This is a genomic window from Paenibacillus sp. UNC496MF, from assembly GCF_900113915.1.
GTDB lineage: Bacteria > Bacillota > Bacilli > Paenibacillales > Paenibacillaceae > Paenibacillus_Z > Paenibacillus_Z artemisiicola.
The window spans coordinates 136385-148173 of sequence record NZ_FORE01000008.1 but is presented as its reverse complement, the minus strand read 5'-3'; the positions used below and the strand labels follow the sequence as shown (position 1 = coordinate 148173).

Here is an 11789-nt window from a genome sequence, read left to right as displayed (position 1 = left end):
ATCGCCCTTATTTTCAACCAATTGCGGGTAAAACATGTTTCAATCTCAATTAACGTTCGGGCCGGCTGGAAAGTTTCGGGTCGGGCTATCCGCGAATGTGACGAATTGTTGAACGGTCGTCCGCGAGCGATACTTCCGCCACGCGGGCGAGCAGCTCGTCGAAGATCGCGTCCCACGATTGCCGCATGCTGTGCGCCAATCCGCGCGCCCGCATCCGGTTGCGAAGGCTTTCGTCGCGGTACAGCCGTTCCAGCGCCGCGGCGAACGAATCGGCGCTGCCCGGCTCGCAGCGAAGCCCGTTCCACTCGTGCCGGACGGTGTCCGTGACGCCGCCGGTGTCGGCGCAGACGACGGGCGCGCCGCAGGCCATCGCCTCCAGCACGACGTTGCCGAACGTCTCCGTCGACGACGGGAACAGGAACACGTCCGCCGCCGCGTACCATTGCTGAAGCTCCGGCATGGCGGTGAAGCCCAGGAAATGCGCGTCCACGCCTTCCTGAAGCGCCTGATGCTTGAGCTGTTCGGACGACGGTCCGTCTCCCGCGATGACGAGCACGGCGTCCTTGCAGACGTCGCGGCGGAATTTCGCGAAGGCCGAAATCGCGACGTCCGCGTTTTTCTCCGGGGCCAGCCTGCCCGCGTAAAACACGATATAGGGGCTGTTCTTCAGCCCGTGCGATGCCAATAATTGCGCTTTGTCCACGTTCGGATGGTAGCTCTTCGTATCGACGCCCCGCGTCCAAACGGCTAACCGCTTCTCATCCCACCCCCGTTCCTTCAGATCGTGAAGGGTCGATTTGGAGGGTACGAATATATACCGGCAATCCTGATGGAACCAGTTGATATACCTCCATAACATCTTAACCATCCATTGGATGTTATAAAACGCCAAATAGCGATCAAAATGCGTATGATAGGACGCCACGAGCGGAATGCGGTGCTTTTTGGCGTAATGGATGCCGAAGAGGCCCATATTGAACGGGGTCGCGACGTGAATCACGGTCGGCCGGAACGCGTCGAGCGCCCGCCGCACGTGAATGGGATTGGGCAGCGCGAGCCGGCATTCCGGATAGAGAAAGAACGGCATGCTCGCGAAGCGCTCCACGAACGGCGACGCCTCGGGAGACTTGGAAGAAGCCGGATCCGGAGCGAATACGAGACAAGGAACGTCCCGCGCCTGCAAATAATTCGTCCATCGCTCGAGCGTCCGGGCAACCCCGTTGATTTCTGGCGCAAACGTATCCGTAAACAAAGCAAGCCGCATCTGAAATCGCCTCCAAGCCCGTGCTGCGCATCCGCGGTCCAAGCCTTCCGCCTCGGCGAGCCGGTATTTTGGAGCAATCGTAAAGGATTTGTATTACCGCCGTATCAAGACTTCATAAAAAGTTGGTGAAGAAATTAATATCGGCTTAGCAGATCGTTGACGCGGCGCAAACAATCGGCGCTTATGCTGGGAAAGGAAGCACAATCGCATATTCGGAGGGAACCGCCATGGTCCAAATGGTTTTCTGGGCATTGACGCAGGAACAGCGACTGTTCTTCTGGGCGAACCGCAGGCCGTCTCACCAAGGCCTCAATCTGTGGCTGAGCCGCTGGCTCGGAACGATCACCCATACCGGAGGCGCGACCTTCACGCTCCTGACCGCGCTCCTCGGCGCGCTCGCCGGGTCCGGCATGTGGGGAACGGCCGGGTGGAAAGCTCTTGCCGCCGTGGCGATCAGCCATATTCCCGTCGCGATCGTCAAACGCAAATTCCGCCGGCTTCGCCCTTACCAGGCGCTGGACGCCGTTCATACATGCAAAAAGCCGCTGCGCGACTCGTCGTTTCCTTCGGGTCACACAACGGCCGTGTTCGCCTGGCTGATGCCGTGGCTGCTTGTCGATTACGCCCTGCTCCCGATCCTGCTTCCGTTCGCCATGCTGCTCGGCTTATCGGTCGCTTGGTCGCGGATGTATCTCGGGCTGCATTACCCTTCCGACGTCACGGTCGGCGCCGTGCTCGGCTCGCTCACGTCCGTGCTCGTCTCCGCCGCCTGGTCCTTCCTCTGAGCGTCGCGCTTCGCGGCCCGGTGGGCAGCGATCGCCTTCTCGCCGACGACGACTTCCACGCGGTGAATATTGTTGCCGCGCTCCACGAACTTGGATTCGTATTCCGTCAGCACGAGGTCGTCGCGGACTTCGTCCCGGTGCAGGTGCAGCGAGACGTTGCGCATCATCAGCTCCATGTCCGCGAAGCTGTTCAGCGAAAATTCGAACAGCGTCTGCGAATCCGTCTTCAGGTGAATCTCGCCGTACTCGTTCAAAATCTCGATGTATTTCGCGACGAACCGCGGGTGGGTGAGCCTGCGGCGCGCGTGCTTCGCCTTCGGCCACGGGTCGCTGAAATTCAAGTGGATCCGCTGCACTTCGCCCGGCGCGAACATGTTCTCGATGCCTTCGATGTTCGCGCGCAGCAGCGCGAGGTTCGCCGGGCGGTCCGTGCCGCGGGCCGCCTCCCAGGCGTTCCGGGCCTTCTCGCTCGCGCGGCGGATCAGCTCGTCGTACATGTCCACGCCGATATAATTGACGCGCGGATTCCGCACGCTCATGTCGCTGATGAATTTGCCCTTGCCCATGCCGAGCTCCACATAGATGGGACGGTCGTTGCCGAAAAACTCGCGCCAGCGTCCCTTGTGCGGCGCCGCGTCCAATACGACCAGTTCCGGCTGGGCTTCCAGGCTTTCCAAAATTCCTTTTCTTCCTCTAAGGCGCATAGGGCACTCATTCCTCCACGTTCGTAAGCTAGTCCCTATTGTGCCCGAATTGAAGGGCCGTTGTAAAGCTTAATCCCCGCCTGCCGCCTCCGGCGAAGACGGCCGCGGGCAAAATAAAAAGCCGAGGGCGCTGTTCGCCGTCGGCTATGCGTTCGGATGGAACCCCTGCTTAGTTGAGCAGCTGGCTCGGAGCGCTTTCCTGCGACTCCAAAATGTCGTGCAGCTTCTTGCGCGCGGACACCTCGACCTTATGGTTGTCGTGGAACTTGATCCCCGCCAGCGACATCAATTCCTTGCGCGTCAGCTCGACCGTTACTTTCTCGTCTCCGTGCGGAATTTTCAGTTGCGTATTCATTCCTCATCACCTCACTGGTTTTTTCAAGGCGTCAGCCGGTTCTTCTTAAGCGAATTTCCAGAAAATCAACTTGCTATGAGAAGAGTGGGAAGATTGAAAAATGAAGTGAATTCGCTGATCTGTCGCACTTTTAATATAACAGGTCATGTTAGGTTTAGCAAGCCCTTTTTCTAAATAAATCGCTTTCATTTTCCAGCCATATTCCTGGCTTGTCCGACAATTTCCAGGACACCGGGCGAACTTCGAACCGGGGAATCATGGCGTTTTGCGGCAAGATTCGTTATGATTATAACTAACCGCGCGGCAGGCGGCCGAAGCAGTCCGGCGGACGAAATTCGCCGGAGAAAGCGAAGTAAGTGGATGAAGAACCGAATGGCAAACTGCCGATCGAACTATAGAAGCAAGAGGAGCTTAACGCGCATGCAAGCAGAACTTACGCCGGAAGCCGCTTCCTTATCCCCTAGGCTATGGAGCGGCAAAAGGTTTCATACATGGAATCACGAGATGCAGCGGCATTTCGGGGGCAAGGTGTTCAAGGTCATGCTCGACGCGGGATTCACCTGTCCCAACCGGGACGGCTCCGTCGCGGCCGGCGGCTGCACGTTCTGCAGCGCCCGGGGCTCCGGCGACTTCGCCGGCAGCCGCAGGGACGACCTGGTCACCCAATTCAACACCATCCGCGACCTGCAGCATCAGAAATGGCCGGAAGCCACGTACATCGGCTACTTCCAAGCCTATACGAACACGTACGCGCCGGTCGAAGAGCTGCGGGAATATTACGAGGCGGTCCTCGCCCAGCCGGGGGTCGTCGGCCTGTCGATCGCGACGCGGCCCGACTGCCTGCCGGACGACGTCGTCGACTATCTGGCGGAGCTGAACGAGCGCACGTACCTCTGGGTCGAGATGGGCCTGCAGACGATTCACGAATCGACGTCGGCGCTCATCAACCGCGCGCACGACACGGCGTGCTACGAGGATGCCGTCAAGCGGCTGCGCGCCCGGGGCATTCGCGTCTGCGCCCATATCATCTACGGCCTGCCGCAGGAGACGCACGAGATGATGATGGCCACGGGCCGGGCCGTCGCCGCGATGGACGTGCAGGGCATCAAGATCCACCTGCTCCACCTGATGCGCAAGACGCCGATGGTGCGGCAGTACGAGGCGGGCCTGCTGCGCTTCCTCGATCTGGACGAGTACGTGAAGCTGATCGTCGACACGCTGGAGCTGCTGCCGCCGGACATGATCGTGCACCGGCTGACCGGCGACGCGCCGCGCGACCTGCTGATCGGGCCGATGTGGAGCCTGAAGAAGTGGGAAGTGCTGAACGCGATCGACCGCGAGCTGGCCGACCGGGGCACCTGGCAGGGCCGGCTGCGGACGGCGGAGGCGCGGTAATGGGCTTCCTGAGCGTGCTCGGCATGGCCCAGCGGCTCGTGAAGGAGCGCGTCTCGGCCGGCGAGGCCGTCATCGACGCCACCTGCGGCAACGGCGTGGACGCGCGCTTCCTGGCGGAGCTCGTCGGCCCGCGCGGCGCGGTGTACGCCTTCGACGTGCAGGAGGAAGCGCTGGCGCGGACGCGGGAGCGCGTGGCCGGCGGCGACGCCGGGCCGCTCCTGCTCGTCCACGCGAGCCACGCGGAGATGGACGAGCACGTCGCCGAGGCGCATCGCGGCCGGATCGCCGCGGCGATGTTCAATCTCGGCTATTTGCCGGGCGCGGACCAAGCCGTCATCACCGAACCCGCCTCCACGCTCGCCGCGCTGGAGGCGGCCGTCGCGCTGCTCCGTGCGGGCGGGGTCGTCACCGCCGTGCTGTATCCCGGCCATCCCGGCGGACGCGAAGAGGCGGACGCGGTCTCGGCCTGGGCGGCGTCGCTTCCGCAAGCGGCCGGCCAGGCCATGCTGTACCGGATGGTCCAGAAGGCGGAAGCGCCCTATCTGATCGCCATCGAGAAAAGAAAAGCCTAATCATTCCAACGGTAGACCACACTAAGGAGGAATCATTCATGGCAGTTCGCAAGCTGGAACACGTCGGCATCATGGTGACCGACATGGACAAATCGATTCGGTTTTACACGGAAGTCGTCGGCCTCAAGTATCTGTATTCCTTGACGCATACGAACGGCGTCATCCTGATGGCCTTCCTCACGGGCAGCGACGGCGAGCAGACGGAAATCGAGCTGATCCAGAACTACCCTGGCCAGCTGGCGCCCGAAGGCCGGACGCATCACGTCGCCTTCACGGTCGACGACGTCGAGGCCGAGTTCGCGCGCTTGAACGCCCTTGAAGGCGTCACCGTCCGCGACGCGGAGATCACGACGCTGCCGAACGGCGCGCGCTACTTCTTCTTCGACGGGCCGGACGGCGAATTTCTGGAGATGTTCCAGCCGGCGAGCCAGGGCTGATTATTTCGCTTCATTATATACAGACAAATAGAGACAATTTACGACAAGGAGAGAAACACATGACTACACCTTATCCGCTGCAATTCAAACCCGAAATGAAAGAACGCATCTGGGGCGGCCGCGCGCTGGAGCGCTTCGGCCTCGAGCTGCCGGAAGGCGCGATCGGCGAAGGCTGGATGATCGGCGACCATCCGAACGGCACGACGAAGGTCATGAACGGCGAGCTGGCCGGCCTCGGCCTCGACGAGATCCGCGAACGGTACGGGCGCGAGTTCTTCGGCACGAAGGGCTACGCCGAGAACGGCCGCTTCCCGCTCCTGATCAAGCTGCTCGATTGCAACGACGACCTCTCCATCCAAGTTCATCCGACGGACTCGTACGAGAAGCTGCCGAAAGGCGAGCTCGGCAAGACGGAAATGTGGTACGTCCTCGACGCCAAGCCGGGCGCCAAGATCATCTACGGCCTGAAGGAAGGCGTGGATCGTCCGGCGCTCGCCGCCGCGATCGAGGAAGGCCGCGTCATGGACTGCCTGCAGGAAGTGCCGGTCGAAGCCGGCGATGCGTTCTACATCCCGGCCGGCACCGTTCACGCGCTGTGCGCGGGCGTCGTCGTGGCCGAAATCCAGCAGAACTCCGATACGACGTACCGGGTGTTCGACTATAACCGTCCGGGCCTGGACGGCAAGCTTCGCGAGCTCCACGTCGAGGATTCCCTTAACGTCACCGCGTACGAAGGCGCGGGGGCGACCCGCATGAAGACGGACGGCATCGGCGCGAACGAATGGCTCGTCATCGCGGAATCGCCGTACTTCGTCGTCGAGAAAGGCCTCGTGCGCGCGCCGTGGAAGCTGTCGACGACGCCGGAATCGTTCGTCATTCTCGTCGTCGCCGAAGGGGCCGGCACGCTGAGCTGGGAAGGCGGCAAGCAGGACGTGAAAGCGGGCGAGTGCTTCCTGCTGCCGGCGAACCTCGGCGGCTACGAGCTGGACGGCGAGCTGACGGTGCTTCGCAGCGTAACGCCTTAAGGCGCACGCAAGCGAGTTCCGAAGCCGTACCGGAACCTGCGCGTCATGACCGTCCGCAACGCAAAAAGCGACATCCCGATCGGCGGGATGTCGCTTTTTGCGTTGCGAGCCGGTTAGCGGCCGTGGCCGAACAAGCGCGCGGTCACCGTTCCGTCGTCAAGATACGGTCACGACGAACGGCGCCGTGATTACCTTGCCTTCGTACTGGAACTGCCCCCACAGCTTATAGACGCCCGCCTTCGGGAAGGTCGCGTGGAACATGACGCTGGAGCCCGTGCTCATCTCGGTCGCGGCGTGCACGTGCAAATACTGCTGCGCGTTCGCGTCGAGAATGACGCAGTGTCCCGGCGTGCCGAGGTACGGCTCGAGCACGATCCGCTTGCCCGTCTCCGCCTTGCGCAGCGAGAAGTCGAGCATGGCCATCTCGCCGGCCTTCAGCTCCCCGGCGGCCGGCATGGACGCCAGCTTCACCTCGATGCCGTCCGCGACGACGCTCGGCGCCGCCGACGGCACCGGCGGGTTGGCCTCCGGCTTTGCGCCCCCCACCTCGATCCACGTCTTGTAGACGGTCAAGCCTTTGCCGTCCGGCATGAACTCGGCGATCAGCAGGAACGGCCCGCCGTGCGGGAACGTCAGCTTCAGGCTGAACGCGCCGCCGCCTTCGTACGTCGGATGCAGATGCTGGAACTCGGCCAGATCCTTGCTGACGACGATGAAGTGCATCAGCTTCGTCATGTCTTCCGCGAGGTCCTCGGCCGGCTGGCCGGACGGATTCAGCACGCGAAGCCGCAATTCGGTCTCGCGGCCGCCCTCCGGCTGGCCTTCCGCCGCCTCGACCTCGACCCGGTAGCCCCGGTCGGAGACGTTGCCCATCTGTCCCGCCTGCTGCAAAACATGCAGCAGGCCCTTCGTCGGCGGATGCGCGTCCACGCCGCTCATCGTGCCGCTCGCGCAGCCGCCAAGGAGCGCGAGCAGCAGCGCCGACGGCGGCAGCGCCGCGAGCATGCGCCAGCGCCGAGGGACAGCCGCTGCCGAATGCGCGGCCGCCGCCGTGCCCGCCTGACGGCGGCGCCACCGTCGCCTCGCCATCCGCGTCAGCTCCGCGCCGCCGCGGGCTTCGGCGCGGCCAGCAGCTGCAGCCCGAGCGACAGCAGCGTCGCTTCCACGATCGAGCCGGCCCACAGCTCCGTCTCCCAGCCGATGCCGTCCGCGATCGCCATCCAGGCGTAATAGAAGCTCCATAGCGCGATCGGCAGCGCGGCGGCGACGATCCGTTCGGCGAATGCGCGCCCGTCCTCGGCCCGCAGCGCCTTGTACAGAATATCGCCGACCAATCCGGCTCCGCACGCGATGAAGATCGACGGGTAGTTTTGGAAGCCGTCCAGCACGTTCATCATGACCGTCACGATCGTGAAGTGGAGCGTGATGGCGCCGATCGGCAGCGCCCAGCGCTTCATGAGCAGGAACACCGGGAACATGTAGACGAGCGTGTCGATGAGGATGTAGGATAGCCCGCGCTCCGCGTTGTTTTCGGCGATGAAGCCGCCTCCGAACTGGCTCGCGTACCAATCCACGGACGACGCGGCCGGCAGATTGTAGCGGAACATCCACGCGTACATGAGGAAGAACGCCACGGCGCCCGTCGTGACGACGAGCGAGATGAACGCGGGCGTGAACGCCGCCCAGTCCGGCTTCGTCATGCTCGCGTCGTGCCAGCTCGCCCGGAACGGGCTCGACAGGATCAAGAGACCGCCGAGCAGCAGCAGCAGATGCGTCGGGCTGAGCAGCGCGGCGATATTTTGCTCGATGCCGAACACGGTATGCCAGTACATGTCGCCGAGACCGCCCAGCAGGAAAATAAAAACCCCGATCAAGCCGAGCCCGTAGCCGATCGGCGCCGCTTCCGCCCACGAAACGCCCGATGCGCGCTTCGTCTGCAGCAGCAGCCAGCTCATCCAAATCGCCGAAGCCAAAAAGCCCGAATACAAAATCGCGTGCCACGGCGTGAAGAACGTCTCCACGACGCCGTGGTTATGCGCGAAGCCGTCCACGAACACGCCTCCGATCAGCCATATGCCGAACAGGATCGTCACATACTCTTTGCCGGTCGCCACGCGCGCCGCCGGCCGTGCCGCCGCCGATACCGTTACCTGCATGCTCCAAGCTCCTCCTTCGGATTGCAATCCTGAATCTGCCAATATTGTAACCGGACCTCGGCCGTCATGGGAAGAGGCCGCCGAATTATTCGGCAGCCTCTTCTTTGCCCCTCAGGACGCCTCGTGCCTCAAGCGCCGACACGATCGCGTACGCCGCGAAGATCGTCAACAACGCCATGAGCGGATAACCGTAGCGTCCAAAGGTAATAAATGGTAGATGAATGAACCAATAGTAAAGGAACGGCAGCAGGATCGGCAGGACCAGCCTGAACCGCCGCCGGACGACGGTCAGCGCGATGCCGGCGAACCCGAGCAGCACGTACAGCCAATGCACGACGTTGATGGCCGGCCGCGGCAGTCCCGGCACCGGCTTGGAGTAGAACGGATTGATGAAGAGCCCGATCGATTTGCCGACCGTGAACCAATACGCGTATTCCAGCGTCTGGTGCTTGAAGCCGTAGGCGATCAGGCGCTGCGCCGTCCGCTTCTGCTCGGCGTCGTAGCCCGCGAACAGGTTGTTGCTGTCGTTCTTGTATTCCGGGTACTGGTCGAAGAAGCCTTGCGGCGGCGCGGCCCGCTTGATCAGCGCGCCCAGCAGCATCGGATTGCCCGTCGACTTGGTGAACGGAATGAACGCGTGGAAATCGTGGTAGTTGCGGACCCACCAGGGCGTGAGCAGCAGCATGCTGCAGACGCCGACGATCGCGGTGTATTTGACGATCTCGGCCCACCTGTACCGGCGGATCAGCCAGAGGATCAGCAGGCAGACGGGAATGAGCGCGCACTGCGGCTTCACGTAGCAGGCGAGGCCCAGCATGGCCCCGGCGAAGACGTACGCGCCCGCCGTCCGCTTCCGCACGGCGTACAAGAAACTGGCGATCAGCAACAAAAAGAGCAGTTTGAACGTCGATTCCGTGAGAATCGCGCCCGAGGCGAACAGGTTCGGGACGTACAGCGCGTCGAGCAGCACGGCGACGACGGCGACGCGCCGGCCCAGCGTTTCGCGCGCCAGCACGAAGATCAGGTACACCGAGGCGGCCTGCATCAGGCATTGGAGCAGCCGGAAGCCCATCACGGCCGCGTCGCGGTCGAACAGCGCCATGAACCCGCTCAGCATCACGGGAATGGCCGGCATGATGAAGTTCGTCGGCAGCAGCCCGCTGTTGTAGACGAGCGTTCCCCGCTCGAGCAGCACCTGCGCGGCGTACACGTATTTGACGTCGTCGTTGTCCCGTTTCTCGTACGAACCCAGCAGATAATGATCCCCCAGCCACAGCGCGCTCACCGCGTGGATCAGAAGCACGGCTCCCATTGCTACCCCTAGAAACGTCCTCATGCGGGAGGTCTCCGATCGCAGTGAAAACAAAGTTTGGCAGCCCCTTTCCAAAAAACTGGTTTTTCGGCGTCGGTTTCTATTATACTATATAGGATTTGGTAGGAAGCAACTCCCGGCCCCGAAAGACAAGAAAGAAGGTTTAATCGCGTGACGCAAGAGCAATCCCGAAGCAGCGATATCCTGGTGATCATTCCCGCTTACAACGAGGAAGCGTCGCTCGCCCGGACGGTGCATGAATTGAAGCGGCATACGCCGTACGACTTCGTCGTCATCGACGACGGCTCGAAGGACCGGACGCCGGACATTATCCGCCAGGAAGGGTTCCCTTCGCTCCGGCACGCCGTCAACCTCGGCATCGGCGGGTCCATGCAAAGCGGGTACAAATACGCCCGGCGCGGCGGCTACGACTACGCCATCCAGCTCGACGCGGACGGCCAGCACCGGCCCGAGGACATCGCGAAGCTGGTGCGCGAAATCACGGAAGGCGGCTGGGACATGGTCATCGGCTCGCGCTTCGTCGAGAAGAGCGGCTACAAGGGCAGCCTCTCCCGCCGCGCCGGCATCTTCTACTTCCATCAGCTGATCCGGCTGCTGACGGGCATTCCCGTGCACGACCCCACGTCGGGCTTCCGCATCGTCGGGCGTGCCGCGATCGAGCAGTTCGCGCGCAGCTATCCGACGGACTATCCCGAGGTCGAGGTGCTCGTCAGCCTCGCCAAGCGCGGCTGCAAGATCAAGGAGATCAGCGTCGAGATGCGCGGCCGCCAGGGCGGCAGATCGTCGATCAACTGGTCCAAGTCGATCTATTACATGCTGAAGGTGACGATGTTCTCGCTTATCCGCAAAAGCTTTTCCTAAGGCAATCCGGCACGTCGTACAATCGGGACGTCGTACAATCGGGACGTCGTACAATCGAAAGCGAATCCGAAAGGGAAATCCGGCTCATGAACCAGCTCGTCGCCCTATTGATCACGGTGTTTTTTCTCGGCTTGATCGTCTATTTCACGGTCACCCAAAAGCTGAAGGACCGCTATGCGTTCCTCTGGCTCGTCACCGCCGCCGCCGGCGTGCTCGCGGCCGTCTGCATCCCGCTGCTCAACCGGTTCGCGGTGTGGATCGGCATTGCCTACATGCCGACGTTCGTCTTTCTCGTGACGATCATCTTCATCCTCGCGCTGCTCGTCCGGCAGACGATCAGCCTCTCCAAGCAGGCCGACCGGATGAAGACGCTGACGCAGGAATTCGCCGTCATGGAGAAACGGCTGCTGGAGCTGCAGCAATCCGCGCCGGCAACGGCGGAAAGGCGTGACCCGCTATGAACCTCGTGCAATTTTTGCTTATTCTGGCGAACACGCTCATGCTCGTGACGGGGCAGTTTCTGTGGAAATACGGCCTGATGCAGCGGGAGAAGGCGTTCGAGTCGCTGCGGTCGATCCTCGAGCTGTTGTTCTCGCCGTACATCCTCGGCGGCCTGTTCGTCTACGGCTGCGCGACCGTCCTCTGGCTCTTCATCGTGTCCAAGGTCGACCTCGGCCTGGCGTATCCCATCCAGAGCCTGGCTTACATCCTCTCCATCGTCGGCGCGTATTACGTGTTCGGCGAATCGCTGTCCGGCCTCAAGATCGCCGGCTGCCTGCTCATTCTCGCCGGCGTCGCCTGCATCGGCTTGTCCGCCAGGTACGCCTGAACCCGGCCTAGCGCCGCTGCGCCTGAACCCGCTTGAATGCCAAAAGCACGAACCGCCGCGATCCGCTGCCGCT

General features: G+C 62.4%; 14 protein-coding genes. 8 read left to right on the top strand and 6 right to left on the bottom strand.

Going from position 1 to position 11789, the window contains the following annotated elements; all coding sequences use genetic code 11:
• Positions 1 to 85 precede the first annotated feature (85 nt).
• A complete protein-coding gene (locus BMZ79_RS14635) occupies positions 86 to 1264 on the bottom strand; it encodes a glycosyltransferase family 4 protein (protein ID WP_090641260.1) in 1179 nt (392 codons plus the stop codon).
• A gap of 227 nt (positions 1265 to 1491) precedes the next feature.
• Between BMZ79_RS14635 and BMZ79_RS14630 the strand changes: the two genes are divergently transcribed.
• Entirely contained in the window at positions 1492 to 2049 is a 558-nt protein-coding gene (locus BMZ79_RS14630) for a phosphatase PAP2 family protein (RefSeq protein WP_090641259.1), read from the top strand.
• Here the strand turns inward: BMZ79_RS14630 and trmB are convergent.
• Entirely contained in the window at positions 1968 to 2753 is a 786-nt protein-coding gene (gene trmB, locus BMZ79_RS14625) for a tRNA (guanosine(46)-N7)-methyltransferase TrmB (RefSeq protein WP_090641257.1), read from the bottom strand. The genes BMZ79_RS14630 and trmB overlap by 82 nt on opposite strands.
• 169 nt (positions 2754 to 2922) lie before the next feature.
• Complete coding sequence (locus tag BMZ79_RS14620) at positions 2923 to 3108, bottom strand: hypothetical protein (protein ID WP_090641256.1); 186 nt, start codon at positions 3106 to 3108, stop codon at positions 2923 to 2925.
• Between the two features lie 420 nt (positions 3109 to 3528).
• Here BMZ79_RS14620 and BMZ79_RS14615 point away from each other — a divergent pair, with 420 nt between their 5' ends.
• The 4 genes from BMZ79_RS14615 to BMZ79_RS14600 are packed head-to-tail and all read left to right on the top strand — an operon-like array spanning position 3529 to position 6537.
• A complete protein-coding gene (locus BMZ79_RS14615) occupies positions 3529 to 4503 on the top strand; it encodes a tRNA modification radical SAM protein MnmL/YtqA (RefSeq protein ID WP_090641255.1) in 975 nt (324 codons plus the stop codon).
• Positions 4503 to 5075, top strand: a complete 573-nt coding sequence (locus BMZ79_RS14610) for a tRNA 5-(aminomethyl)-2-thiouridylate-methyltransferase MnmM (protein WP_090641253.1) — start codon at positions 4503 to 4505, stop codon at positions 5073 to 5075. The genes BMZ79_RS14615 and BMZ79_RS14610 overlap by 1 nt, the downstream gene beginning before the upstream one ends.
• Before the next feature lie 38 nt (positions 5076 to 5113).
• Positions 5114 to 5512, top strand: a complete 399-nt coding sequence (locus BMZ79_RS14605) for a VOC family protein (protein ID WP_090641252.1) — start codon at positions 5114 to 5116, stop codon at positions 5510 to 5512.
• A 59-nt stretch (positions 5513 to 5571) separates the two neighbouring features.
• Complete coding sequence (locus BMZ79_RS14600) at positions 5572 to 6537, top strand: type I phosphomannose isomerase catalytic subunit (protein ID WP_090641251.1); 966 nt, start codon at positions 5572 to 5574, stop codon at positions 6535 to 6537.
• Positions 6538 to 6693: 156 nt separating this feature from the next.
• On the opposite strand, the gene BMZ79_RS14595 is transcribed toward BMZ79_RS14600, so the two are convergent.
• From BMZ79_RS14595 to BMZ79_RS14585, 3 genes are all read right to left on the bottom strand, one after another.
• Positions 6694 to 7626 (bottom strand): hypothetical protein, encoded by a 933-nt coding sequence (locus tag BMZ79_RS14595; RefSeq protein ID WP_090641250.1) that lies wholly within the window; start codon positions 7624 to 7626, stop codon positions 6694 to 6696.
• Between the two features lie 5 nt (positions 7627 to 7631).
• Positions 7632 to 8693, bottom strand: a complete 1062-nt coding sequence (locus BMZ79_RS14590) for a hypothetical protein (protein WP_090641248.1) — start codon at positions 8691 to 8693, stop codon at positions 7632 to 7634.
• 85 nt (positions 8694 to 8778) lie between these two features.
• The gene (locus BMZ79_RS14585) at positions 8779 to 10005 is read right to left on the bottom strand and encodes a glycosyltransferase family 39 protein (RefSeq protein WP_256252745.1); all 1227 of its coding nucleotides are present in this window, start codon (positions 10003 to 10005) and stop codon (positions 8779 to 8781) included.
• A gap of 171 nt (positions 10006 to 10176) precedes the next feature.
• Here BMZ79_RS14585 and BMZ79_RS14580 point away from each other — a divergent pair, with 171 nt between their 5' ends.
• The 3 genes from BMZ79_RS14580 (at position 10177) to BMZ79_RS14570 (ending at position 11716) form a co-directional block, all read left to right on the top strand.
• Positions 10177 to 10887 carry a glycosyltransferase family 2 protein gene (locus BMZ79_RS14580; protein ID WP_256252744.1) on the top strand — a complete coding sequence of 237 codons (711 nt, stop codon included), beginning with the start codon at positions 10177 to 10179 and terminating at the stop codon, positions 10885 to 10887.
• A gap of 86 nt (positions 10888 to 10973) precedes the next feature.
• Positions 10974 to 11348 (top strand): DUF2304 domain-containing protein, encoded by a 375-nt coding sequence (locus tag BMZ79_RS14575; protein ID WP_090641245.1) that lies wholly within the window; start codon positions 10974 to 10976, stop codon positions 11346 to 11348.
• Positions 11345 to 11716 carry an EamA family transporter gene (locus tag BMZ79_RS14570; protein ID WP_090641243.1) on the top strand — a complete coding sequence of 124 codons (372 nt, stop codon included), beginning with the start codon at positions 11345 to 11347 and terminating at the stop codon, positions 11714 to 11716. The genes BMZ79_RS14575 and BMZ79_RS14570 overlap by 4 nt, the downstream gene beginning before the upstream one ends.
• The last annotated feature ends 73 nt before the right edge of the window (positions 11717 to 11789 follow it).